Consider the following 23,136-nt stretch of genomic DNA (forward strand, 5'->3'; position numbering starts at 1 on the left):
CGGCCCATGCTGCATCCCGTTGCCGAATTCATGGTCTGCGCGCTGCTGCTGGTGGGCAGCGTATTCATGCTGGTGGGGGCCATCGGCCTGTTCCGGCTGCCGGATTTCTTCATGCGCCTGCATGGGCCGACCAAGTCGACCACGCTGGGGGTGGGCGGCGTGGTACTGGCCTCGGTGGCGTATTTCAGCTTCCGCGGCGACGCCACCCTGCATGAGCTGCTGGTGACCGCGTTCCTGTTCCTGACCGCGCCGATCAGCGCCCATATGCTGGCCAAGGCCGCGCTGCAGCGGCAACTGCCGGTAGACCCGCGCACGCGCGGCAGCGGCTGGATGCCGCGCATCCGGGATTGAGCGGCGCCCGGCGGCAGCGCGGTATTGCAGCCTATTTCTCCTCGATGCGCGCACGCAGCCGTTGCGCATCGAACGGGGCCTTGACCTTCTTGTCGTTATCGAAATAGCAGTAGATATCCCGATGCGCGGCGGCGCGGGGGCGTTTCGGCGAGATCCGCTGCGCATCGGTCGGCTCGCCGCCATTGGCCCACTTGACCAGCCGCGCGGCCCAGCGGTCCAGCGCCGCGTCGGAATAGGCGCCGCCATACAGCGTCTCGGTGCCATGCAGGCGCAGGTACAGGAAATTGCTGGTGACGTCCTCGGCATAGGGCCAGTCTGCGACGGCATCCGAGATGACCAGCGCAACCCGGTGCCGGCGCAGCAGGGCCGGGAACTCGGGCGTGCAGAAGCTGGCGTGGCGGATTTCCACCGCATGCCGGATCGGGCGCCGACGCCGGGTCTCGCACCACGGCTCTTTGACGTTGCGGTTGTGCTGCCGCGCCAGTTCGCGCGCGCTGTGCGTGTCGTGCGGGATCAGGGACAGGAAGCGTTCCATGCGCTCGGGATCGAAGCCGAAGTTGGGCGGAAACTGCCACAGCACCGGCCCCAGCTTTTCCTCCAGCGCCAGCACGCCGGAGGCAAAGAAGTTGGCCATCGCCGGCCGCGCCGAGTCGTCGCGAAAGCGCAGCATGTGGGTCAGGTAGCGCGGGCCCTTGACGCTGAACACAAACCCCAGCGGCGTGGCCTCATGCCAGGCGCGATAGCTTTTCGGCGTCTGCAGCGCATAGTGCGAGCCGTTGATCTCGATGGTCTCGACCGCGCGCGACGCGTATTCGAGCTCGCGCCGCTGCGCCAGCCCCTCGGGATAGAACACGCCGCGCCAGCCGGCATAGCGCCAGCCTGAGATGCCGATCCGGATCATCGTGATGCCCTGGTCTGTACTTTTTGCAAGCGACGGCGCCACGGTTCATGCCGTTGACCCCGAAGTTCCGTCGCGGGAGCCTGCCGAAGCCATTGTCGCAAGATTCGCGCCTTGCGCAGACATGCGCATTTACCGCATTTCAATACGGTCACGGCGTCTCTTGACGCCGTTTTTATGTCGAAGTCCCTATCGTGGCGAGGCGTTCCGATGCGGACGCGCTCCTCAAACCGCCACCTTCGCGGGCCCGGTTTACATTCGCCGCGATGTGTCCTACACCCAGTCAGGCGAACCGGGCGACTTTGCGCCGGGCAGGCAAGGGGAGGACGGCGCCATGGGCATGCAGCAGCAGGACAAGGTCTTTGCCGGGGCGATTGCCGAGGTCTACGAGGCCCTGATGGTGCCGATGATCTTTGCGCCCTATGCCGCCGACCTGGGGCGGCGCATCGCCGCGCTGCGGCCGCGCCGGGTGCTGGAGCTGGCCGCCGGCACCGGGGCGCTGACGCGGGAGCTGGCCGAGCGCCTGCCGGCGGACACCCTGGTGGTCGCCACCGACCTCAATGCACCGATGCTGGCGCGCGCGCAGGCCGCGGGCACCGCGCGCCCGGTGCAATGGCGCGAGGCCGACGCGATGCGGCTGCCGTTCGACGACGCCAGCTTCGACCTGGTCGCGTGCCAGTTCGGCGCGATGTTCTTCCCCGACAAGGGCAGGGCCTTCGCCGAGGCCCGCCGCGTGCTGGTGCCGGGCGGCACGCTGGTATTCAACGTGTGGGACCGGATCGCATTCAACGCCTTTGCCCGCGATATCACCGCGGCGCTTGCCACGCTGTTCCCCGAGGCGCCGCCCGATTTCATGGTGCGCATCCCGCACGGTTACCACAGCCAGGCCGCCATCGAGCAGGACCTGCGCAGCGGCGGGTTCACGGCCGGCGCGGTGTTCGAGACCGTCACCGAAACCAGCCACGCGGCCGCCGCGCGCATCCCCGCCACGGCGTTCTGCCAGGGCACGCCGCTGCGCACCGAGCTGGAAGCGCGCGGGCCGGACGCCCTCGCGCGCGCGACCGGACACTGCGAGCGGGCGCTGGCCCGGGCCTACGGCAACGGGCCGCTGGCCGGCCCGATGCAGGCGCACGTGGTCATGGTCGCCGCGCCCTGAAGCCACGTCCGGGCCCTTCACGGCGGCCCACCCGGGGGTGCGCAAATCGCCGCCTGCACCGATACTGTCGTCACAGGCATCCGCCAGGCTTCACGGCGACCGCAACCTCGGGCACATGGCATGGACCCCTTGATCATTTCCGCATCGGTGGCATTGGGCATCGGACTGGCGATCGGGCTGGAGCGCGAGCGCAGCCAGGCGGCCGACGGCGGCAGCGAAGCGCCGGCCGGGCTGCGCACCTTCGCGCTGGCCAGCCTGGCGGGCATGGCCAGCGCGGTGCTGTCGGCGGCGCTGGTGCTGCCGGTGATGCTGCTGGGCGCGGCGCTGCTGACGGCGGTGAGCTACCACCGCTCGGCCGGCCGCGACAGCGGCCTGACCACGGAATTCGCGCTGCTGCTGACCTTGCTGCTGGGCGCGCTGGCGGCGAGCCATCCGGCGCTGGCGGCGGCGCTGGCCACGGTGGTGGTGCTGTTGCTGCACGGCAAGTCCTTCCTGCACCACCTTGCCCGGCGCGAGGTTACGCGCGAGGAAATGAGCCAGGCGCTGATCCTGGCCACCGCCGCGCTGATCGTCTGGCCGCTGCTGCCGGACCGCTACATGGGCCCGCTCGACGCCTGGAACCCGCACGCGATCTGGCTGGTGGTGCTGCTGGTGCTGCTGGCCGGCGCGGTCGGGCACATCTGCGCGCGCGTGTTCGGCGAGCGCCTGGGCCTGCCGATCTCGGGCCTGTTCGGCGGCTTCGTTTCCAGCACCGCCACCATTGCCGCGATGGCGGTGCTGTCGCGCCAGAGCGAGGCGCGCGTGCACGGTCCGGTGGCGGCGGCCTTGCTGTCGAGTGTCGCCACCTACGTGCAGATGCTGGTGCTGCTGGGCGCCACCAGCCTGTCCGCGCTGGCGGCGCTGGCGCTGCCGCTGGCCGCGGGGCTGGCGGTGATCGCGGTGTTTGGCGGCATCTGGCTGTGGCGCTCGTGGCACGAGGCCCGCGGCGGCACCGGCGGCGTGCCCGGCGGCGGCATCTTCGACTGGCGCGGCGCGGCGGTGTTCGCGCTGCTGTTCGCGGTGCTGCAACTGGTGGGTGCGGCCACGCAGGCATGGGCCGGCAACGAAGGGTTGCTGGCGCTTTCCGTGGGCGCCGGCTTTGCCGACGCGCATGCCGCGGCCACCTCGATCGGGGCCATGGTCGGCGCCGGCAAGCTCGAGCCGCCGGCCGCGGTATGGCCGGTGCTGGGCGCGTTGACGGCCAATACCGTCAGCAAGATCGTCGCGTCGACGGCGGGCGGCGCGCGCTTTGCCGTGCCGGTCGCGCTCGGGCTGGTGCTGTCGACCGGCGCGGCCTGGGCGGCGGCGTGGCTGCTGCGGCTGGCTTGAAGCCGGGGCGCATGGTCCGCTACCATCTGCGGGGGTCGCCGGGAGGTCCCGGCGCGCAGGGTCGGACCAACAGGATCATGCTGCTTGCACGCTTGCTTTCCCTGGGCCCGCTGCTGGGCCTGCTGCTGTGCCTGGTGTCGGGATGCGATTTCCTGCGCGGCTATGCGGAAGGTGAATCCGCCGCGATGCGGGACTTCCGCGCCGGCAGCGCCCATGCCGATGCCGATGCCGCCATCGGCGCGATGCGCTTCGTCTTCGACGACTTCGGCGGTCTCAGCACCGACACGCTGGAAACCAATGCGCTGCCGTGGAAGCTGGCCACCGCGGCGCTGCTGGTCGCGGGCAACCCCGATGCACCGGTCACGCCGGAGCGCCTGCGCCGGGCGCTGCGCGAATTCGGCTTTGTCTATCCCGACGCGGTCCTCAACTGGCCTGGGGCACAGCAACCCCGCTTCGACAAGCCGCTGGGCGTGGTCAGCGGCATGATCGGCCGCGAGGTGCCCACGATCCGGCTGGAGGTGTCCAACCTGGGCTGTGCCGCCTGCCATGCCGGCGTCACCTACGGCGCCGACGGGCATCCCGAGCGCAACGTCTGGCTCGGGCTGCCGAATACCTCGCTCAACCTCGATGCCTTCGTCGTCGCGGTCTATCAGGCGGTCAAGCGCGTCCGCGCCGATCCGCAGGCGCTGCTGGCGGCCGTCACGCAGCTCTATCCCGACACCAGCGCGCAGGAGCTGCATACGCTGCGCAAGTTCGTCTGGCCGCGGCTGGTCAGGCGCGTGGCCGAACTGGAGGCGAACGGCGATGCGCCGCTGCCGTTCAGCAACGGGGCGCCCGGCAGCACCAATGGCGTCGCCGCGCTCAAGTTCCAGTTCCACCTGCTGGCCGCGGGCACGGCCGCCAGCGGCGCCACCTCGATCCCGGAACTGGGCCAGCGCAACCTGCGCACCTCGCTGCTGTATGACGGCGTCTATGCCGGCAAGGGCACGGCGCGCTTCGGCCCGGCCTCGCCCGAGGCGGCCGGCGATGCCGCGCGCCTCGCGCCGATCGTCGCCTTCTTTACCGTGCCAACCATGGGCATGCCGCCCGAGCGCGCCGGCCGCGCGATTGCGCCGGTGGCGGACGTCATGCGCTTCCTGGCGGGCTACACGCCGCCGCCGTTCCCGGGGCCGATCGACCTGGTCCGCGCAGCGCGCGGCCGTGCCCTCTATGCCGCAACCTGCGCGCAATGCCACGGCCGCTACAGCGGCGATGCGCAACGCCCGCGCCTGCTGAGCTTCCCCAACCGGCTGGTTGCGCAGGCCGACCTCGGCACCGACCCGACGCGCTGGCAAGCCGTCGATGCGGACCTGTTAAGTGCGATCGCGCGTTCCGAGCTGGGCAGGCATATCGACGCCGCCAACACCGGCGGCTATGTCGCGCCGATCCTGTCCGGCCTGTGGGCGACGGCGCCCTACCTGCATAACGGCTCGGTGCCGACGCTGTGGCACCTGATGCATCCGCAGGCGCGGCCCGCGCGCTTCTGGGTGGGCGGGCATGCGCTCGACTACCGCAAGCTGGGCATTGCCGGGCAGCCCGATGCGCAAGGTGACTGGGCCTATCCCGCGGGCTACCAGCCGTGGTCCGCGCCGATGCGCTACGACACCGCGACGCCCGGGCGCAGCCACCGCGGCCATGAGCGGGAGTTTTCGACACTGGCGGAAGACGACAAGGACGCGCTGCTGGAATTCCTGAAACTGCTCTAGGCCGCGTCAGTCATCCACCAGCAGTTCGTGCGCGGGCAGCCGCGCGCTCTGCGCCACGCCCGCCGGCGCGGGCCCGCAGCGCATCACGTTGACCAGCCGGTTGCCGCGCGGCAACCGCTGGCTTTCCGCCAGCACCGCCGCGTGGCCGGGCGAATCCGCCAGCGCCGACATCGGCACGCCGGCCAGGCCGTGCGCAGTCATGGCCAGCCAGAACCGGTACCAGTGCCGGCCGATGTCGAAGTTCGACACCTCGGGGCCGGCATGGATCAGCACGATCCCGGCCGCGCTGCGGATCTTGGCGCTCTCGGCGGCCAGCATGCCGGTCAGCGACAGCGCGGACAGCCATCGCACCACGCCGGGCCGCAGCACAATCGACGCGCCCCAGGCCTCCCAGCGCGACAACCCCATGCACGGCGCCGACAGCCCATCGCGCGGCCACTGCGGATGGTCCGGCGACAAGCGCAGCCAGCGGTAGAGCTCTGCGGCGAAGCCCGGCATCTCGAATGCCGCCGCCGCGGCCTCGTCGTACCATCGCGCGATCTCGGCGCTGCTGTGCGCGCTGGCGGGCATGACGTGGACGGCGTGCGCGGCAACGCATTGCGCCAGCGCGATGCGCTGCGACGAACTCGCGCCACGGAATTTGCCCCGATAGGCACGGCGCTGCTCGACCTGCACGGCAAGCGCGTCGGCCTGCGCAGCGGTCGTCATGGTCGCCGTGGCCGCGATGCGCAAGGCTGGCGTCGTGCAGGGATAGGGCAGGGCGCGCACCTCGGGCCGCGCCAGGCCCAAACCGATGGCCGACAGCGCCAGCGCCATGCCTTCCCACGCCATCCCCAGCGCGATCTGGTTGTCGCGTCCGGTGGGATCGCCCACCGCCAGCCAGCGGGCGGGATCCTCCAGCAGTTCCACCCGGTCGCCCGCAAAGCGCCAGCGTGCCGGCTGGATATTGTGCGCGCTGGGTGCGCGGCCGGCCTGTGCCACCAGGATGAGTTGCTGGGCGCGGGTAAGCATGTCGCTAGATCGCCTTCCTGAACAGGTTCAGCCGATGCAGCGGGCTGGCGCCGATTTTTTCCATCTGCCTGAGGCTGGCGCCGTTCGCGTCCGAGATCCAGCTGACCCCCAGATGCGTGTAGCCGGCCGCGCGCATCGCGGCCAGCAGGTGATGCAGCATCACGCCATTGACGCCAAGCCCGTGGAAATCCCGCCGCACCGAGAAAAAGATGATGGCCGCGCGCTTGCGGCCGGCGCGGAAGCGGAGCAGGTGCCACAGCGTCGCCAGCTTCAGCCGGAAGCCGGTGGCGCGCAGGAACGGGTTCAGGTCCGGCACGCACAACAGCACCCCGGCGGGCTCGCCGTTGCAGCTGGCGACATACGACAGCCGCTGGTCGATGATCCACATCATGCCGGCGCAGGGATACAGGAATTCCTCTTCGGTCAGCGGCACGAACATCGGGTTGTCGGCAAAGCCGTCGTTCAGCACCGCGCAGGCCTGGCGCAGGCGTTGCTCGAAGCCGCGCCGGCGGATCGGGGTGAACTGCCAGGCCGGGTCGCTCAGCAGCGCGCGCTGCTTGTCACCGATCAGTTGCCCCGGATCGCAGCCGCGCACGTCGAGCTCGAAGGTGCGCATCGGAAAGAACGGCTCGAAGCCGCATGCGGCGAGCAGCCTGGCGATATGCGGCGGCGTGTATTCCTGGTAGGTGTAGGGTGCATGCTCGAAGCCATCGGTGACGATGCCGATCATCTGCGTGATGGTCAGGTTGAAGCTGCCGGCCAGTTCGTCGCAGCCCTGCCGCCGGGCCCAGCCCGCTGCCGCATCCAGCAGGGCCTGCGCCACCGCCACGTCGTCGATGCAGTCGAACAGGCCGAAATAGCCGCGTTGCTGCCCGCAGCGCTGGTTGGCGGCATCGTGGACATGCGCCAGGATCCGGCCCACGATGCGCCCGTCGCGATGCGCGGTGAACCAGGTGCGCCGTGCAAATTGCCGGAACAGCGGGTTCTTCGCCGCATCCAGCGCGCGCGCCAGGTCTCCCTTCATCGGCGTGACGAAATGTGTCGCGTGGCCATAGCAGGCAAACGGCGCCTCGAAGAACGCATCGAAATCGCCTTCGCGCAGGGTCAGCGTCATGCGGCCTCCCGCTGGCCGAGATGGCGCGCCAGCCGCAGGATCACCGCGGCGCGCAGCTCGCCGATGGCCGCGTTGGCGCCCTGCGGCAGGTTCAGCAGCACCACCTGCGCGGGCTGGCGCGTGACCAGCAGCGCATGCGTCATCTCGTGGCGCGCGAGCAGGTCTGCCAGCTGCTCCGCGGCCTCGATCCGATGGCCGGTTTCGTTTGCGGCCGGATCGTCGGCGCCGATCGCGGCCCATGCTCTCGCTTCGCCGATCGACACCGGCTCGCGCCGCCTGCCGGCGATCTCGAACAGCGCGTCCAGCGCATAGCCGGTCAGCTCGGCTTCACCCAGCACCACGTGGTCGGCGGTCTGCGGCAGGCGCCTGAGCGAATGCAGGAAGCCCTCCGGCGTATCGAGCCGGGCGTGCAGCAGCCAGCGCAGGAAGGCACTGCCTTCGCCCGCCAGCGACACCGCGCGGATGCGCACGAAGATCGAGGTCAGCAGTACCCAGGCCATGGCCACCGGCATGCCACGCAGGCCGGCCTCGGCAAAGCCCGGCCCGGCGCCGTGCGTGGCCAGCGCCATCACGCCGGCCAGCACCGCCGCGAACACCAGCGCGGTGGCCATACGCGCCAGCAGCCCGCGCACGACCCGCTGCGATTCCGACAGGTGCAGGAACACATAGACGAATGCCAGCGCCCCCAGCGCGCCAAGGCGCACCGGCACCTGGCCCAGCTCTTCGCGGAAATCGGTGGCGGCAAGCGGCAGCGCCAGCACCACCACCACGACCACGGCGCGCGCCAGGCGCGCCTCGTTGGCCGACAGGTCGGCGTCGCGCAGCCACAGCAGCAACCAGCCATTGCTGGCCGTGACCACGGCCAGGCAGGCCAGGAAGGTCAGCAGCAGCGGGGTATTGCCGGCCAGGTCCGTGAACAGGTTGAGGGTGAAGAACAGCGCCGACACGCCCAGCGCCAGCCCCTTCAGCCACAGCGGATGGTGCCGCCGCAACAGCTGCTCGGCGAAAAGCGTCATCGCCATCGGCAGCAGCGTGGCCGCGGCGAACACCAGCTGCGCCAGCCACGTGCCTCCGAACAGCCAGGCAAAGCCCCGCACCGCCAGCAGCGCGGTCAGTATGCCGAACAGGAACAGGCCCGTGCCGGCGCCGGCGTCGCGCCGGGTCCACAGGAAATGCAGGTAGAGCCCGCAGCCGGCCGCGCCGAGCCAGGTCACGGCTACATCGCTTGCCAGCGCGTCAATCAACGTCAGCCCCCATCTTGCATCAGCCTCGCCATGAAGCGCCGCACCAGCGCGCGCATGGCCCATGCCGACAGCGGGTTGCGCGGCCGCTCGATGCGCATGCTCCAGGGATTGAAGAAATAGCCGCGGCAGTCGGCCAGCCGCGGCCGCCCCAGCACCAGCTTGATCGCTTCGAACGCCATCAGGTTGCCGGTGGTGATCACCATCGGCGCGAACGACATGCGCTTGCGCTTGCCGCTCAGCAGGTCCCGGGCGAGGTCCAGCCGGACATGGCGCACCGAGCTGGAATGGACCATCACGTATTCCAGCTCCTTGCCCAGGCAGGCTTGCCGGAGTTCCGGCGTGAGCGCCTGCCAGTCCATGCCGGATGTGGCATAGCCCAGCCGTTCCTCTGGCCGGGGATCGTGCGGGCGTACCACCGTGACCGAGGGCAGCGGAGAGGTATAGGCGTCGATCACGGTGGCGCCGTGCTCGCGGGCCTTGCGGTAGAGCGCAAGGCCCGCGGCGATGTCGTCCATGCCGTTGACCACGACCTTGTAGCGACGCAGCAGGTCATCGAGGTTGTCGGTCCACTCGGCGCCGAAGGTCTCGATGGCAAGCTCCGGGTTGATGCGGCGGATCTGCGCCACGGTGGCCTCGACCTTGTCCACGCCGACCGTGTCCAGGCTGGCGAAGACCTGCCGGTTCAGGTTCGACACGTCGAAGGCGTCGAAGTCCGCCAGCGCAAAGCGGCCGATGCCGACGCGTGCCAGCGCCTGCAGGCAGGCCCCGCCCATGCCGCCGACACCGCAGACCAGCACCTGCGCCTGGCGCAGCTGCTGCTGCTCCGCCTCCGTGACGAAGCCGAGATTGCGGGTGGTGAACTCCTCGTACGAGAACAGCGCCGTCATGGGCGCTTCCTCGCGCGCAGGTCGCCCATCGGCTCGCGCGGGTTCAGCCAGTGGAACAGCGGCAGGACGATGCGGCCCACCGCGAGAAAGGCCACCTGGTACAGGATGGCGGGCAGGGAGTCGCGCGGCACCTCGCGCAGCAGGTACTTGCGCGCGCTGGCCAGGTCCAGGCAGGCAATCTGCAGGAAGTCGTCGCCGCGCCGGTAGTCGAGTTCACGCCGGCACAGTTCGTTGGCGCGCGCGTCGCGATGCTTTGGCGCTGCGTCGAAGGTCTTCTTCAGGTTGTCCGAGCCGCCGGTATAGGCATCGGTGATGACGAAGCGGGCCTCGTCGAAGCCCGCCGCCCGGTCGACGCCGAACACATGGCGGTGCGAGCGCATGATCTCGCGCGCCACGCTCAGGTGCTCGAAACTGCGGCGCGACGGCGCGAAGGGATTGGGGTAGGCGGAGACAAAGACCTCGGCCACCTTGCCGATGATCGCCGGCACCTGGGTCACGTTGCTGATCCAGACCGGGCGCAGGCCGCGGCGGAAGAACAGCAGGATGCAGGTGAGCCCGTACAGCACCCAGGACAGTCCCTGCGCGCGATACCCCGGATCGACCATCACCAGCCCGAGGTGGATCGCCTCCACCGGCCGGCCCCGCAGCTCGATCGGCATCACCGAGAGCGCATTGAAAGCGATGGCACGGCCGCTGGCGCGGTCATACAGCAGGGTGATCACGGCCCGCCGCAGCCGTTCCGGATCCCCGGAGAGCACGCCGTAATCCAGGTCCTTGCCAATGCCACGCTGCACGATGCCGCGCATCTCGGCCAGCATGGCGTCGAGCCGGGCGGGCTCCATCCACATGCCGGGCCGCTCGACCACCCGGATCCGCACCGTGCGGCCGGCGTTCAGGCTCAGGTCGAGGTAGCGCAGCCGTGGTTGGATACGCCCGAGGAGTTTGAGCATGCAGGTTTGGCGCGGTGCCTTGTTCTTGTATGGCCGGACGGCGGAGAGCGTGATGTGGAGGATATAACACCGCGTCGCTGGTGTCACGGCGGGGAGGCAACGGGGAGGCGGGGGGTGTCGGCCTGCAAATTCTGCAACGCTGCCCCGCGGCTTGCTTGATACGACTGCAGTACAGGCCATCATCGGCGCGGGCGCGCGGCCCTGCTCGTGGAACGAAAGTTGCGTGGTTCTGGCTTCCCGCTGCCGGCGGCCCGCTGCTGAAATCAGGGTCGGCTCGCACGGGGAAGCAAGTCCTCAGACCGACCGACGTGTCACGACAAGGAGTTGGCAATGAAATCAGGTTCGAGCGGGAAGACCGCAGGCAAGACCTCAGGCAAGACCGCTGGCAAGGCCGGCGCCGACAGGAAGAACCCGGGCGCGCGCATGGACCGCGAGCCCAGCGAGATCAAGAGCCGCAGCGCCGATCCGGGACAAAGCAGCTATGGCGGCTTTCGCAACGAGGATCCGCGCCGGCAGCACCAGGCCGAAACCGGCAAGCCGAAAAAGCCCGCGCGCTAGTGCAGCGCGCTAATGCCGCATGAAGCCGGAGATGGCTTCGGCATAGCGGCGCACCACGGTCTGGCGCTGGTGGTCGGCCAGGAACAGGCGCAGGCCTGGCTCGCTGCGGCGCGACTCGCCGGCGCAAACGGCCAGCATGGTTTCGCATAACGTATCCACGCCGGGATCCACCACCCAGCCGAAGCCGTCGACCGCCTCCGGCAGCCCGCCGCGGCGCGTGACGATGACCTCGCAGCCGGCCGCCAGGCCTTCCAGGGCGACGATGCCGAAGGGCTCGTAGCCGGTCGACGGCACCACCAGGCAGGCATGCTGCGCCAGCATCGTCGCCACCACCGCGGGCCGCTGCGCGCCGGCAAAGGTCACGGCCTCCGCGCACTCCAGCGTTGCCGCCAGGGCCACCAGCACCGCGTACTGCGGCCCGTCGCCGATCACCGTCAGGCGGACCTCGGGCCGCATGGCGCGCAACCTGGCGAAGCTGCGCAGCAACAGGTCAACCCCTTTCTCCGTCACCAGCCGCCCGACAAAGGCGAAGCTGCCCGCCGGGCGCGGCGCGGCAGCGGGCTTGAACACGTCCTCGCGATAGCCGTTGTGAATCACCAGCGGCTGGCCTGGCAGCCATCCGGCCAGGTACCGGCTGACGCAGATGTTGTGGTAGAAGCGCGACATCCAGCGCTTGACGTTGCCCGCCGTGAAACGCCGCGTCTCGCCATAGTGGCTGTACGGGCCATGATGCGTCAGCACGATGCGGCGCCGCAGCACGGTGGCCAGCAGCACGTCGTAGAACGTCAGGCCGACGAACACCACCAGCGGGTGCCGCAGCATGGCGCGCGCCAGTTCTGCCATGCCCGCCACGCGCGTGACCGGATAGGGAAACGCCGGCGCGTCGCCCGCGGCCGCCGGCGTGCGCGTCGCCAGCTCGATCCGATAGCCCAGCTCGGTCAGTCCCAGCGCCAGGTCTTCGGCAAAGCGCTCCATGCCGCCCACCGAGGGATGGAACGGGGCGCTGAATATCAGCAGATCGGGCAGCGGCGGCGCGATGTCCGGGGGCTCGGGCTGGCTCATCCTCGTTGCGCTCCATGGCTTGCACAGCACAGGCCCCCGCAGAGGGGACGGCGACGCTCAAGCATGCCGTCAGGCGATGCGGCGTTCGGTGCGCTGGCGCACGGAGGGCGGGTCAGGCGGGGAGGAGATCGGTATCGGCAACGACGGTGGCTTGTGGCCGGCAGACAGGAGGCGCAGCGCGAGACCTCTGCCATGCCGGGCGCCGCCGCGGGCGGTGGGACGATCCGTCAACTGCCCGTCCCTTATTGCTAAATGGGCTGGCTGGCAAGTTGGTAGAATCCCTGATCCCATGCAGCCGGACAGCGCCGTATCGCGACGCTGCGCCCCGGGGGCGGCCCCGTGATTCGCACGGAAGTGTCCTCTGCGGATTGCCCCGGCCGTATCGAGACATAACGCGCATGCCCCCACGTACCTTCTCTGTCGTGATCGCCGACGATCACCCGGTCATCCAGCTCGCCGTCAAGAGCACCCTGAGCACGGTCCCGGACCTGCACGTCTGCGCGACGTGCTCGTCGGGCAAGGAACTGTTCGCCGCGCTGGCCACGCATCGCCCCGACCTGGTCGTCACCGACTTCACCATGGGCCGTTCCGAGGGCAATGACGATGGGCTGCGCCTGATGCAGCGGCTCAGGCAGTCCAGCCCCGCCACGCCGGTCGTGGTCTTTACGATGCTGACCAATGGCGGCCTGCTCACCCGCATCAGGGAGGCGGGCGTCGCCGCGATCGTCGGCAAGAACGAGGATCCGGCCGTGCTGCGGCAGATCTGCCTCGACGCGCTGGCCGGCCACCGCCAGCGCCTGTCGCCGGCGATCGCCGGCCTGATGGCGAGCGCCGGCGCGCGCGCCGATGGCGCTGCGAGCCCGCTGTCTCCCAGGGAGATCGAGGTGGTGCGCATGTTCGCGGCGGGCAGCACCGTCACGGCCATCGCTGCCTACCTGCATCGGTCGCTGGCAACCGTCGCGACGCAGAAGCGCTCGGCCATGCGCAAGCTGAATATCACCAGCAATGCCGACCTGGTTGCCTACGCGCGCGACCACGGCCTGGCATGACGCCCGGCCCGTTCGAGCCGCCCGCGCCGGCGCCACCGCCGGCTGACCTGCACGCCATCGAACGCAACCTGCAGCGCGAACGTCGGGTCTTTACGATGGTGGTGCTGCTGCTGGCGCTGGTCGTGGTGGCCAGCGCCGCGGCAACCGTGCTGGTCCGGCTGAACGGCTCGTTGCGCGCGCAGGAGCAGGTGGCCAGGCTGTATGAGCAAGGCGTGGTCGATGCATTGCTGGCACGCCGCAGCACGCTGGCCGCGACCAACCTGATCCTGGAACTGCACGCCAGCGGCACCTTTCCGGCCGCGCCGGGGCGGCCGGCCGGCCATCTGTGCCGGCGGGTCTCGCCGCCGTTGCCCGCGGACGAGGTGCTGCAGCGCAGTTGCGACCAGGCGGTCCGCACGCTAACGGCCGCCAGCCAGAAGCCGTCGATCGAGATGATCTCGCTGGCCAGCGGCGCCATGTATCGCTACGAGGCGGCGGACCCGGCGCCAGCGGCCACGCGCGCGGCGCCGCCGCGGATGCCGCCCCCGGCGATCATCGCCGCGGTACTGGAGAGCTTTCGCGGCCGCGACCTTGACCTGCTGCAGGCGGCCAGGGAGAAGCGCGTGATCTGGAAGGGCATCGCGGCCGGCGCGGACGGGCATGAGCCGGAGATCCTCGGCGCATCGCTGGTCGCGCGGGGCGATGCGCTCTACGCCATCGTGCTGACGCGCATGCCGCTGCGCGCGCTGCTGCGGCCGGCAGGGCCCAACCTGCCGATCCCCGAACCTATCGTCTTCGACAGTGCGGGCATGCCGCTGGTGGCGGCGCCTGCCCGCGCCGGCATGCAGCGCCTGGACCTGCGGCTGGCGCAGCAGCCGGACGGGTTGTTCCACTGGGTCCCGGACTATGGCTGGGCCTTGCGCCGCCCGCCGCTGGTGGCCGACTTCGGGCATCTGATCTTTGCGCTGCCGATCGGCCACCAGCTTGGGGAAATGGCGGGTGAGCTGGGCGTGATCGGCCTGATCGCCGCCGCGCTGATCGGCTTGCTGTTTGCGATGTACCGCTACTGGAACTATCGCTTCCTTACCGGCACCTATGCCGAATCGGCGCGCGCGCAGCGGCTGCTGCACGAGGCGAAACTCGCCAGCGATGCGGCCGCCAGGGCCAGGGTGGCGTTCTTTGCGTCGATCAGCCATGAGATACGCACGCCGCTTGCCTCGCTGCTGGGCAATCTGGAGCTGGTCACGATGGGTGCGCTGGAACCGGCGCAGCGGGCACGCGTCAGTGCCATGCAGGTGTCGGCCGAGGGCCTGCTGCAGATCGTCAACGACGTGCTCGACTTTTCCCGTATCGATGTCGGTGCCTTCAGCCTTGCCGAGGAACCGGTATCCGTTACGGCGTTTTTCAGCCGGATCGCGCTCGCGCACGCACCGCTGGCGGGGCAGTGCAAGCTCGGCTTCCTGGCGGTGTACGGCAGCGAGCTGCCCGCAAGCGTCGAACTCGACCCGGTGCGCGTGACCCAGATCGTCGGCAACCTGCTCGGCAATGCGTTCAAGTTCACGCCAGCGGGCAAGGTCGTGTTGCGCGCGCGGTGGGTCGACGGGCACCTGGAGATCGTCGTTTCCGACACCGGTATCGGCATACCCGAGGCGTGCCAGGGGCGGCTGTTCCAGCCGTTCTCCCAGGTCGGCGACAACCGCCTCGGCCAGGCGCGCGGAACCGGGCTTGGCCTGTCGGTCTGCCTGCGGCTGGTGGAGCGGATGCAGGGCCATATCGCGCTGGACAGCATCGTGGGCGTCGGCACGCGGGTGACGGTGCGCCTGCCGCTGCGGGTGGTCGATGCGGCGCCGTCGCCGCGGCTGCGGCTGCCGCGCAACCGGACGCTGGTGCTGGCGCGCGAGGCCGAATGCCTCGAAGGCCTGCTGAACCATTTCGACTGGGGCGCATGCCAGCCATCGGCGCGCACGGACACCGATGCGCCGGTGGACGCCGACAGCCATGACTGCCTGCTGGTGGCCGATGGCTTCGATCCCGTCGAAGTCATGGCCTGGTGGCGCAGGCCTGCCGCGATCGTCTGGCTGAAGCAGTCGGGGCCGCCCGTCGCCACCACGCGGCCAGACGGCGGCAGCGAGGTGTCCGCCTATAGCCTGACCGGCATCCATGCCGCCGTCGTGGCGGTGGTGACCAGGGTGGAGGCGTTGCCGCAACCGGCCGCCAGCCAGTCCGGCTTCGATGGAGCGGCGCGCGTGCCGGCGCCTCTGGCCGGACGCGGGGTGCTGGTCGCCGAAGACAATCTGCTCAACCGCAACCTGCTGCGCGACCAGCTGCTCGCCCTCGGCGCCAGCGTGATCGCGGCGGGCAATGGCAACGAGGCCATGGCCATGCTGCGACAACATGGCGATGGCGTGGACGCGGTCCTGACCGACATCGACATGCCGGTGATGAATGGCTTCGACCTGCTCGGCGAAATCAGGCGTGCCGGCATGCGGATCCCGGTGTACGCCGTGAGCGCCAGCGCGCAGCCGGACGATGTGGCGCGCGGGATGGCGGGCGGGTTCAGCGGCTACCTGACCAAGCCGGTGTCTCTCGCCGCGCTCGTCTCGGTCCTCGTCCGCATCGACGATACGGCCGGGGCGATGCAACGGGAAGCCGCACAGTCTGACACGCTGGCGGATGAGGCGCTGCCCGAACTGCCGGCGGTGCCCGGCGAATACGCCGAAGCCTTCCTTGCGCAGACCGGCGCGGACCTGGCGCAATACGATGCCGTCCGGGCCGCGCGCGACGTGCATCGGCTGGAACGGCTGCTGCATCGGATCTCGGGCACCCTGGCCGTGCTCGGCGGCTCGCAGCTGGCCGAGCTGTGCGCAGACCTGCGCGACTATGCAGTGGACAAAGGGGACTGGGACGACGAGATCGAATGCCAGTCCGGCTACATCGCGCAGCGCCTGCGGCAGATGTGCGAGGCGCTGGTGACCGGTTAGGCGCAGTCCGCGTAGACGCTGCTAGAGGACGGCGCACGCTTCGGCGCTGCCGGCCAGCGTCAGGCTGACCGGCGCGTCGCTGCGCAACAGCACGCACAGGTAGGCGCCGGTGAGGTCCTGCGGGCGCGGGTCTTCCTGCCACAGCGGTGGCGGCGGCACCGTGGCGGCGTGTCGCTTGCCCTCGGCGGACGCGGCGCCGGGCGCGCCGGCGGCGGCATCGGTCCAGCTGATCTCGATCGCCTTGTCGGGCCGCCCGCCAGGGAAGCAGAACGACGGCGACGACTGCGAGTGGCGCGACACCGGCCCGGTTTCGCAACGGCCGGCGCGCACGCCGGTCACGTCATGGCCGGTACGGTTGACGGCGACGATCCGCGTCCATGGCCACGGTTCCTGGAACGGGTTCAGGGTCTCGGCAGTGGGGATCGCGCATCCGCTCAGGGTGCTAGCGGCGGCGGCAATGACGCCGGCGCACGTCAGGGAAACAGCATTCATGGTGGCAACGGGTTCACGCGGACCCGGACGACACCCGGGTGTGTGCAAAGGCCGTCAGCGTATGCGCGGCCCGGGCGCGCGGGCTATCACAGGACTTCGAATCCGCGCGCCAGGGCCGGGCTGGGGCGAACCTGTCGAGCGTGCCCGTGCCGACTTTCTAATTCCTTTGATAGCCGCAGACGAGGCGCTGCCATAAGGTGTGCGCTCTGCCGGGATGCGGCCGGCGCGCCGGTGCGCATCGACGGCCGCGCAAGGACTTCGGAGGAAACTGCAAACATGATCGAAAACTGCCGATCGGCCGCCACGGCGACAGCCATTGCACTGCTGGTGATGGCGGCCGTGCCGGCGCACGCCCAGCACCCGCCCACGCCCGCGCGGCCAGCGGCCCTGGACCCGCCCGCGTGCACGGGCGCCGGGCTTGCCGCGACGGCGGCGGCATGCCGCGCTGCGGACGATCCCGGCCGCAGCAAGTACAACCTGCTGTACGCCGACGATGCGCCGGAAGCCGTGGACACGGTGCCGCCGGCAGAATTCGCTCAATCGGACCAGCCGGCGCGACGCACGTCGCAGGACGCGCCCCGCGCCGGGTTGCGCGGCGCAGCAGCGGGTTCCTGAGCGCATGCACGCGGCAGCGCCGCGCCCCCGTGTTCCATCCCATCGTTACGCCATGAAACTGCGACCACACCTGCTGGCGGGCATCGCCCTGCTGGCGTCGACTGAACCCGCCTTCGCCTCGCTGCTCAGCGGCAAGGCACTCGAGACCGCCGCCAATGCCATCTCCTGGGTGGTGCTGGTATTCGTGCCGGCAGGCGCGATCTACCTGTTCTGGATGCTCCATATCTGGCCGGAGCGGATCGCGCAGCGCAAGCGCCATCCGCAGCAGGAGGCGATCCACGCGCTGTGCCTGCTCTCGCTGTTCTTCGGCGGGCTGCTGTGGCCGCTGGCCTGGCTCTGGGCGCATACCAAGCCGGTGTTCTACCGGGCCGCGTATGGCACCGACAAGGCACCGGAAGACAATGAAGCCACCGCGCAGGGCAGCGTGGCATCCGCTTCCTGCAAGAGCCAGGACCGCGCACGCGGCCCGGGCCGTGCCGCCAACGCGCCGGCGGCCGCGGCGCAGCCGGTCGCCAGCGCCATGCGCGAGCGCAAGGAGCCGATCTGAATGGACGCTCTGCTGCTTGCAGCCTACGCGCTGGTTGTATGGCTGATCTTCTTCAAGTTCAGATGGCTGCCGTGGAACGCGACCGCGATGGTGACCGTGCTCACGATCCCGGTGGTCGCGCTGACGCTGATGGTCCTGACGCTCAACGTGGTCGCGCCGTCTACCCATGACGTGCGCGTCGTCGGCAAGGTCCTGCAGGTGGTGCCACAGGTGCGCGGCCGCATCGTCGAGCTCCCGGCCGAGGGCAACCGGCGCTACAGGAAGGGCGATGTGCTGCTGCGCATCGATCCGACTCCGTATCAGGCCTCGGTCCGTCAGCTCGAGCGCCGCTTGATGGCCGACGACGCCGCGCTGGCCGAGGCGCAGGCGGCGGCGCGCCAGCTCGGCGAATCCGTGCGTGGCGCGGCCGGCAGGGTGAGCACGGTGAAGGCCAGGCTGACACTGGCGCGCCAGCGGCTCATGGAACAGGATGCGCTGCTCGCGGCCGGCGCGGGCGCGAAGTTCGATCGCGATGAGGCGCTGTCGCGCCAGCGCGAACTGGAAGGCGAACTGGCCAGCGCGCAGGCCGCCGAGGACGAGGCCACGCAGAAGCTCTCCGCCAGGAGCCAGGGCGAGTTCGCGGCCATTGCCACGGCGCGCGCCCGGCGCGCGGAAACCGAAGTCCTGCTGGAGCAGGCCAGGTGGGAGCTGGACCAGACGGTGTACCGCGCCCCCGCCGATGGCAAGGTCGTGAACCTGCAGGTGCGCGTCGGCACCATGCTGGTCCCGTTCCCGTTTGCGCCGGCCTTCAGCTTTGTCGAGGACCAGCAGGAGGTGCTCGCCTTCTACCGGCAGAACGAGCTCTACCAGGTCAAGGAAGGCGATCTCGCGGAGATCTTTCTTCCCACGCATCCGGGCCAGATCATCAAGGCACGGGTCGACTCGATCGTCTGGGCGCAATCGCAGGGGCAGGTGGCACAGGGCGGCATGATCCCGAGCACGGGCACCACCGACGCCGTGCCCAACCGGTTCGCGGTCAAGCTCGCGCTGCGTGAGGAGTCAACGCAACAGATGCTCCCGGTGGGCGCCGTCGGCGCCGGCGCGATCTATACCGAACACCTGAAGATGTTCCATATCGTCCGGATGGTGTTCCTGCGCGTCAGCTCCAAGCTCAACTACCTGGTACTCAAACTTCACTAGAGGGATGCCTGTGTCGTCATACGCCAAGAAGAGGGTTCCGGCCGCGCTGTCGATGGCGGTCGCCATGCTCGGCGGCTGCGCCCTGCAGGCGCCGCCCGAAGGCGCCGACCTGATGCGAGAGGCCGTGCCGGTGCTCGAAGGCAAGCCCGCCTGGGTCAACCATGCCGAGGCGGGCACCCCTGCCGACGGCTGGCTTGCCAGCTTCGACGATGCCGAACTGCAGCGGCTGGTGCGCGAGGCCATCGCGCACAACGGCGACCTCCGGCTCGCCGAGGAACGGGTCCGGCAGGCGCAGGCGCTGGTCGCCATCGAGCGCAGCGGCCTGCTGCCGGATGCGGCCGTCAAGGGCAGGGCGGGTAATTCCGAGACCCAGATCCTTTCCATCGGCGCAAGCTGGGAGATCGACCTGTGGGGACGCATCCGCGCGCAGGCGCGGGCCGGGCAAGCCCGCTACGCCGCCGCCCGGGACGACCAGCTGTGGGCACGGCGCGTGGTCGCCGCGGCCACGGCCCGGGCGTGGTTCACGCTGATCCAGCACGCGCAACGCGAAGCGCGGCTGCGGCAAGGCGTCACCATCCACGACCAGCTGCTGCGCATCGCCGGCCAGCGGGTTGCCATCGGCGCAGCGCCGGACACCGAGCTGGTGCAGGCGCGCAATGCGCGCCGGTTGCAGGTCGATGCGCTGGAATCGGCAAGGCTGGCCAGCGGCCAGGCCGCACAGGCGCTGGAATTGCTGCTGGGACGCTATCCGGCCGGCGAGATCGGCAGCATGGCGTCCGGGCGCGAGCTGCCGCCCGTGCCCCCGGCGCCGCAAGCCGGGTTGCCGGCGGACCTGCTCGACCGCCGCCCAGACCTGAGCGCGGCCGCACACCAGGTTGCCGCGGCCTTCGACATGCGGCAGTCGGCGCAAGCGGCGCGTCTGCCGCGCATTGCCATCAGCGCGGCCATTACCGATATCCGCAGCGACGTATTCCTGCTCAACCAGGCCGGCAGCCCGGTCAAGGGACTGAACGGCTCGTTGTTCGCGCCGATCTTTGCCGGCGGCGAACTCAAGGCCCGGGCCGACTACTACACCGCCGAACAAAAGGCCGCCCTGATCGCCTACGGCAACCAGGCGCTGGGCGCGCTGGGCGAGGTTGAAGCGGGACTGCAGGCCGAATCCAGCCATGCCGAACGCACCCGGCAACTGCAGGACCGGGTAGCCGAAAGCCGCGAACTGGTCCGGCGCGAGCAAGCCCGTGCCGGGATAGGCGCGTCCGACAGGCGCGGCGTGCTGAAGCAGCGCCAGTCATTGCTGGCGGCCGAGATCGACTGCATCGACGCGCACGGCCGGCATCTCCAGCAGCGGATTGCGCTGTTGCTGGCGCTGGGCGGGGACTGGAGCGCGGCGGCGGGCTGACTTGCCGTTTTTGCGGCCGGTCGCCGCCTGAGCGCCGCTGAGCGCCTGGCGCAGGCGTCCCATGCGCATGCCGCCTTTGTTCTATCCGCTGGCCGGGCGATCTGATGTACTGGCACGCAACGTCGCCGCTGCCGCAAGCCGGTGCGCGCAACCGGCCAGCGTGGTGCGACGGACCAGGCCGATGGCCGCGCTCCCGATTGTCCGATTGCCCACCGAGCCCAACGCGATGACGAAAAGTCCCCCGGCGTGGCCGTCCACGCCACTGTATGCGCAGCACCTGCTGCTGCGCGCCCGCATGGGCGACGTCGATGGCTGGAAGCTGCCGGTTGCCTATGGATCCCAGATCGAAGAGCACCATGCCGTGCGCAGGGACGCTGGCATGTTCGACCTGTCGCATCTGTGCGTGGCGGACCTGCAGGGCCCGGATGCGCGAATGCTGCTTGGCAGGCTCCTGTCGAATGATGTCGGCAAGCTCAAGACGCCGGGCAAGGCGCTGTATAGCTGCATGCTCGACACTTCAGGTGGAGTGATCGACGACCTGGTGGTCTACTACCTCGGGCCGCAGCATTACCGCGCCGTCCTGAACGCGCGCACGGCCGTTGGCGACATCGCCTGGATCCGTGCAAGGATCCATGAGGCCAGGGCCGACGTGACCGTGGTGCCGAGGCGAGCGGATTGCGTCCCGGCAGGAGTCGAGCCGCTGGCGGTGATCTCCGTGCAGGGCCCGAGGGCCCGCGAAAAAGTCATCCGGGCAATGCCGGCGGCCCGCCACGCAGAAACGCTGAAGCCGTTCAATTCCACCCTCGTGCATGAGCCGGAAGCCGGCGAGCTGATGGTGGCGAGGACCGGGAAGACCGGCGAGGATGGTTTCGAACTGATGGTGCCGGCAAGGCATGCCGGCACCATCTGGGACCGGTTGCGCCCGGCCGGCATCGTTGCCGCGGGCCAGGATGCCTGGGATACGCTGCGGCTCGAGGCGGGCGTGCATCGGTACGGGCAGGACATGGACATCGATACCTCGCCGCTCGATGCCGGCCTGGGCTGGAGCGTGGATCTCGATTCCGGCCGGGATTTCGTCGGCAGGGCGGCCGTACGCGCGCGTGGGCAGACGCGGCAGTTCGTCGGACTCGCGCTGGAAGGCAGCGGCGCGGTCCCGCCGGCGCACAGCACCGTGACCAGCGAGGAGGGCGAGGTGATCGGCAAGGTCACCAGCGCCACCTATAGTCCGACGCTGCGCTTCGCCATCGCGCTGGCGCGCGTGGCGCCCGGGGTCAGGATCGGCGCGCACGTGAAGGTGGAGGTCTACCGGAACCGGATCGCGGCGACAGTCGTACGCACGCCGTTCGTGCGGGGCGCAAGCTGATGATGCAACCTGGCGGCTAGCAGCATTGCGCGCCAGGCCGGACGAGGTTCGCGGATTGGATAGAATCGGCGTTCGACCCACGCCGCAAGGCGCTTCTGCTGCCCCTTGCCGCGACGCCGCGCGCCATGAATATCAAGACTACCGTAGACATCGTCATCTATCCCGGATTCAAGGCCGTCGAAGCGGTCGGCGCCATCAATGTCTTCGATTACGCCAACACCCGCCTGCGGCAGCTCGGCTGCGAGCCGAAATATGACCTCCGCCTGGTCGGGCCGCAGACTGGCGCGATCCGCTCCGACACGCTGGTATCGCTCGAAGCCACGCACGCGCTTGCTGGCCTGGCGCCCGCCGACGTGGTGGTGGTCGTCGGCGCGCGCGACATCGTCAACGTGCTGGGCGCCTGCGGCGACATCGTCAGCTGGTGCAGGACCCAGGCCACCCGGCTGCGGACCATCGTGGGCCTGTGCTCGGGCAGCTTCTTCCTTGCCGAGGCGGGCCTGCTTGCCGGCCGGCGCGCGGCCACGCACTGGAGCGTGGCCGAGCTGATGCGGCAGCGATATCCCGGGATCCGGGTCGAGGCCGATGCCATCTTCGTGCGCGATGCGCACATCTGGACTTCTGCCGGCGTGACCGCGGTGTTCGACCTGGTGCTGGCCATGGTCGAGGAGGACCTCGGGCGCGACATTGCGCTGTCGGTGGCGCGGGATCTGGTGGTCTACCTGAAGCGGCCGGGCGGCCAATCGCAGTTCAGTGAACACCTGCTCAGCCAGATGACGGGGCATCCGCGTGTGCGCGATATCCAGGACTATATCCACCGCACGCCCAAGGCGGACCTCTCGGTGCAGGGGCTGGCGCAGCGCTTTGCGATGAGCGAGCGCAATTTTTCCCGGGTATTCCTGAAGGAAACGGGGCATACGCCGTCGGCCTATGTGGAGCAGACCCGGCTCGATGCGGCGCGGCGGCTGCTCGAAGACAGCGCGCAGCCGCTGAAGTGGATCGCCCTCGAGAGCGGCTTTGGCTCGGAGGCCAAGCTCAGGCAGGCGTTCCAGCGCCGGCTCCATGTCACGCCGGGCGCCTATCGCGAGCGTTTTGCCAGCACCGGCGTCGATGACGCCGCCGGCGCAGGCTGAGACGCAGCGTCGCAACCCAGCGTTGCCGTCAGGCCGGGCTCAGTACAACACCACCGAG

Annotated in this window: 21 protein-coding genes; 13 read left to right on the forward strand and 8 right to left on the reverse strand. The window is 69.9% G+C overall.

Going from position 1 to position 23,136, the window contains the following annotated elements:
• Window positions 1-6: 6 nt before the first annotated feature.
• Complete coding sequence (locus MKD38_RS28050) at window positions 7-351, forward strand: Na+/H+ antiporter subunit G (RefSeq protein WP_252682252.1); 345 nt, start codon at window positions 7-9, stop codon at window positions 349-351.
• A gap of 31 nt (window positions 352-382) precedes the next feature.
• Here MKD38_RS28050 and MKD38_RS28055 read toward each other — a convergent pair whose 3' ends face one another.
• Complete coding sequence (locus MKD38_RS28055) at window positions 383-1,252, reverse strand: DUF72 domain-containing protein (RefSeq protein WP_252682253.1); 870 nt, start codon at window positions 1,250-1,252, stop codon at window positions 383-385.
• Between the two features lie 331 nt (window positions 1,253-1,583).
• Between MKD38_RS28055 and MKD38_RS28060 the strand changes: the two genes are divergently transcribed.
• The 3 genes from MKD38_RS28060 (at window position 1,584) to MKD38_RS28070 (ending at window position 5,518) form a co-directional block, all read left to right on the forward strand.
• Window positions 1,584-2,405 carry a class I SAM-dependent methyltransferase gene (locus MKD38_RS28060; protein ID WP_252682254.1) on the forward strand — a complete coding sequence of 274 codons (822 nt, stop codon included), beginning with the start codon at window positions 1,584-1,586 and terminating at the stop codon, window positions 2,403-2,405.
• Between the two features lie 120 nt (window positions 2,406-2,525).
• Window positions 2,526-3,773 (forward strand): MgtC/SapB family protein, encoded by a 1,248-nt coding sequence (locus tag MKD38_RS28065; protein WP_252682255.1) that lies wholly within the window; start codon window positions 2,526-2,528, stop codon window positions 3,771-3,773.
• A gap of 77 nt (window positions 3,774-3,850) precedes the next feature.
• On the forward strand, window positions 3,851-5,518 hold the full coding sequence (locus MKD38_RS28070) for a c-type cytochrome (protein ID WP_252682256.1): 1,668 nt from the start codon (window positions 3,851-3,853) through the stop codon (window positions 5,516-5,518).
• 6 nt (window positions 5,519-5,524) lie between these two features.
• Here the strand turns inward: MKD38_RS28070 and MKD38_RS28075 are convergent, their stop codons facing one another.
• Genes MKD38_RS28075 through MKD38_RS28095 form a run of 5 tightly spaced genes read right to left on the reverse strand, consistent with a single transcriptional unit; the run spans window position 5,525 to window position 10,724 of the window.
• Window positions 5,525-6,529 (reverse strand): nitroreductase family protein, encoded by a 1,005-nt coding sequence (locus tag MKD38_RS28075; RefSeq protein WP_252682257.1) that lies wholly within the window; start codon window positions 6,527-6,529, stop codon window positions 5,525-5,527.
• Window positions 6,530-6,533: 4 nt separating this feature from the next.
• Window positions 6,534-7,643, reverse strand: a complete 1,110-nt coding sequence (locus MKD38_RS28080; protein ID WP_252682258.1) for a GNAT family N-acetyltransferase — start codon at window positions 7,641-7,643, stop codon at window positions 6,534-6,536.
• Entirely contained in the window at window positions 7,640-8,887 is a 1,248-nt protein-coding gene (locus MKD38_RS28085; RefSeq protein WP_252682259.1) for a hypothetical protein, read from the reverse strand. Before MKD38_RS28085 ends, MKD38_RS28080 begins: the two co-directional genes overlap by 4 nt.
• A 2-nt stretch (window positions 8,888-8,889) precedes the next feature.
• A complete protein-coding gene (locus MKD38_RS28090) occupies window positions 8,890-9,774 on the reverse strand; it encodes a HesA/MoeB/ThiF family protein (protein ID WP_252682260.1) in 885 nt (294 codons plus the stop codon).
• Window positions 9,771-10,724 (reverse strand): hypothetical protein, encoded by a 954-nt coding sequence (locus MKD38_RS28095; RefSeq protein WP_252682261.1) that lies wholly within the window; start codon window positions 10,722-10,724, stop codon window positions 9,771-9,773. The genes MKD38_RS28090 and MKD38_RS28095 overlap by 4 nt, the downstream gene beginning before the upstream one ends.
• A gap of 330 nt (window positions 10,725-11,054) precedes the next feature.
• On the opposite strand from MKD38_RS28095, the gene MKD38_RS28100 reads away from it, so the two are divergent.
• Window positions 11,055-11,282 (forward strand): hypothetical protein, encoded by a 228-nt coding sequence (locus tag MKD38_RS28100; protein ID WP_252682262.1) that lies wholly within the window; start codon window positions 11,055-11,057, stop codon window positions 11,280-11,282.
• A gap of 9 nt (window positions 11,283-11,291) precedes the next feature.
• Here MKD38_RS28100 and MKD38_RS28105 read toward each other — a convergent pair whose 3' ends face one another.
• Window positions 11,292-12,344, reverse strand: a complete 1,053-nt coding sequence (locus MKD38_RS28105) for a glycosyltransferase family 4 protein (protein WP_252682263.1) — start codon at window positions 12,342-12,344, stop codon at window positions 11,292-11,294.
• A gap of 398 nt (window positions 12,345-12,742) precedes the next feature.
• Between MKD38_RS28105 and MKD38_RS28110 the strand changes: the two genes are divergently transcribed.
• Window positions 12,743-13,393 (forward strand): response regulator, encoded by a 651-nt coding sequence (locus MKD38_RS28110; RefSeq protein WP_252682264.1) that lies wholly within the window; start codon window positions 12,743-12,745, stop codon window positions 13,391-13,393.
• Window positions 13,390-16,353: a hybrid sensor histidine kinase/response regulator gene (locus MKD38_RS28115; RefSeq protein WP_252682265.1), complete on the forward strand. Its 2,964-nt coding sequence runs from the start codon at window positions 13,390-13,392 to the stop codon at window positions 16,351-16,353. Before MKD38_RS28110 ends, MKD38_RS28115 begins: the two co-directional genes overlap by 4 nt.
• 21 nt (window positions 16,354-16,374) lie before the next feature.
• Here MKD38_RS28115 and MKD38_RS28120 read toward each other — a convergent pair whose 3' ends face one another.
• On the reverse strand, window positions 16,375-16,845 hold the full coding sequence (locus MKD38_RS28120) for a hypothetical protein (RefSeq protein WP_252682266.1): 471 nt from the start codon (window positions 16,843-16,845) through the stop codon (window positions 16,375-16,377).
• A gap of 276 nt (window positions 16,846-17,121) precedes the next feature.
• Between MKD38_RS28120 and MKD38_RS28125 the strand changes: the two genes are divergently transcribed.
• The 6 genes from MKD38_RS28125 to MKD38_RS28150 all read left to right on the forward strand — a co-directional run bounded on the left by MKD38_RS28125 (window position 17,122) and on the right by MKD38_RS28150 (window position 23,078).
• Window positions 17,122-17,460: a hypothetical protein gene (locus tag MKD38_RS28125; RefSeq protein WP_252682268.1), complete on the forward strand. Its 339-nt coding sequence runs from the start codon at window positions 17,122-17,124 to the stop codon at window positions 17,458-17,460.
• A 52-nt stretch (window positions 17,461-17,512) separates the two neighbouring features.
• Window positions 17,513-18,007 carry a DUF3302 domain-containing protein gene (locus MKD38_RS28130; RefSeq protein ID WP_252682270.1) on the forward strand — a complete coding sequence of 165 codons (495 nt, stop codon included), beginning with the start codon at window positions 17,513-17,515 and terminating at the stop codon, window positions 18,005-18,007.
• Window positions 18,008-19,186: an HlyD family secretion protein gene (locus MKD38_RS28135; protein ID WP_252682273.1), complete on the forward strand. Its 1,179-nt coding sequence runs from the start codon at window positions 18,008-18,010 to the stop codon at window positions 19,184-19,186. It begins immediately after the preceding gene.
• Window positions 19,187-19,196: 10 nt separating this feature from the next.
• On the forward strand, window positions 19,197-20,585 hold the full coding sequence (locus MKD38_RS28140; RefSeq protein WP_252682275.1) for an efflux transporter outer membrane subunit: 1,389 nt from the start codon (window positions 19,197-19,199) through the stop codon (window positions 20,583-20,585).
• A gap of 226 nt (window positions 20,586-20,811) precedes the next feature.
• Window positions 20,812-21,948: a glycine cleavage system aminomethyltransferase GcvT gene (gene gcvT, locus MKD38_RS28145; RefSeq protein ID WP_252682279.1), complete on the forward strand. Its 1,137-nt coding sequence runs from the start codon at window positions 20,812-20,814 to the stop codon at window positions 21,946-21,948.
• Window positions 21,949-22,073: 125 nt separating this feature from the next.
• Window positions 22,074-23,078 carry a GlxA family transcriptional regulator gene (locus MKD38_RS28150; RefSeq protein WP_252682277.1) on the forward strand — a complete coding sequence of 335 codons (1,005 nt, stop codon included), beginning with the start codon at window positions 22,074-22,076 and terminating at the stop codon, window positions 23,076-23,078.
• Window positions 23,079-23,136 lie beyond the last annotated feature (58 nt).

The sequence above is a fragment of the Cupriavidus sp. WGlv3 genome, assembly GCF_023952475.1.
GTDB classification, from domain to species: domain Bacteria; phylum Pseudomonadota; class Gammaproteobacteria; order Burkholderiales; family Burkholderiaceae; genus Cupriavidus; species Cupriavidus phytorum.

Excerpts from the sequence above, each read along its gene's own strand:
- MKD38_RS28050 (WP_252682252.1), top strand. The coding sequence starts at position 7 with ATGCTGCATCCCGTTGCCGAATTCATGGTCTGCGCGCTGCTGCTGGTG.
- MKD38_RS28055 (WP_252682253.1), bottom strand. The coding sequence starts at position 1,252 with ATGATCCGGATCGGCATCTCAGGCTGGCGCTATGCCGGCTGGCGCGGC.
- MKD38_RS28060 (WP_252682254.1), top strand. The coding sequence starts at position 1,584 with ATGGGCATGCAGCAGCAGGACAAGGTCTTTGCCGGGGCGATTGCCGAG.
- MKD38_RS28065 (WP_252682255.1), top strand. The coding sequence starts at position 2,526 with ATGGACCCCTTGATCATTTCCGCATCGGTGGCATTGGGCATCGGACTG.
- MKD38_RS28070 (WP_252682256.1), top strand. The coding sequence starts at position 3,851 with ATGCTGCTTGCACGCTTGCTTTCCCTGGGCCCGCTGCTGGGCCTGCTG.
- MKD38_RS28075 (WP_252682257.1), bottom strand. The coding sequence starts at position 6,529 with ATGCTTACCCGCGCCCAGCAACTCATCCTGGTGGCACAGGCCGGCCGC.
- MKD38_RS28080 (WP_252682258.1), bottom strand. The coding sequence starts at position 7,643 with ATGACGCTGACCCTGCGCGAAGGCGATTTCGATGCGTTCTTCGAGGCG.
- MKD38_RS28090 (WP_252682260.1), bottom strand. The coding sequence starts at position 9,774 with ATGACGGCGCTGTTCTCGTACGAGGAGTTCACCACCCGCAATCTCGGC.
- MKD38_RS28095 (WP_252682261.1), bottom strand. The coding sequence starts at position 10,724 with ATGCTCAAACTCCTCGGGCGTATCCAACCACGGCTGCGCTACCTCGAC.
- MKD38_RS28100 (WP_252682262.1), top strand. The coding sequence starts at position 11,055 with ATGAAATCAGGTTCGAGCGGGAAGACCGCAGGCAAGACCTCAGGCAAG.
- MKD38_RS28105 (WP_252682263.1), bottom strand. The coding sequence starts at position 12,344 with ATGAGCCAGCCCGAGCCCCCGGACATCGCGCCGCCGCTGCCCGATCTG.
- MKD38_RS28110 (WP_252682264.1), top strand. The coding sequence starts at position 12,743 with ATGCCCCCACGTACCTTCTCTGTCGTGATCGCCGACGATCACCCGGTC.
- MKD38_RS28115 (WP_252682265.1), top strand. The coding sequence starts at position 13,390 with ATGACGCCCGGCCCGTTCGAGCCGCCCGCGCCGGCGCCACCGCCGGCT.
- MKD38_RS28120 (WP_252682266.1), bottom strand. The coding sequence starts at position 16,845 with ATGAATGCTGTTTCCCTGACGTGCGCCGGCGTCATTGCCGCCGCCGCT.
- MKD38_RS28125 (WP_252682268.1), top strand. The coding sequence starts at position 17,122 with ATGATCGAAAACTGCCGATCGGCCGCCACGGCGACAGCCATTGCACTG.
- MKD38_RS28130 (WP_252682270.1), top strand. The coding sequence starts at position 17,513 with ATGAAACTGCGACCACACCTGCTGGCGGGCATCGCCCTGCTGGCGTCG.
- MKD38_RS28135 (WP_252682273.1), top strand. The coding sequence starts at position 18,008 with ATGGACGCTCTGCTGCTTGCAGCCTACGCGCTGGTTGTATGGCTGATC.
- gcvT (WP_252682279.1), top strand. The coding sequence starts at position 20,812 with ATGACGAAAAGTCCCCCGGCGTGGCCGTCCACGCCACTGTATGCGCAG.
- MKD38_RS28150 (WP_252682277.1), top strand. The coding sequence starts at position 22,074 with ATGAATATCAAGACTACCGTAGACATCGTCATCTATCCCGGATTCAAG.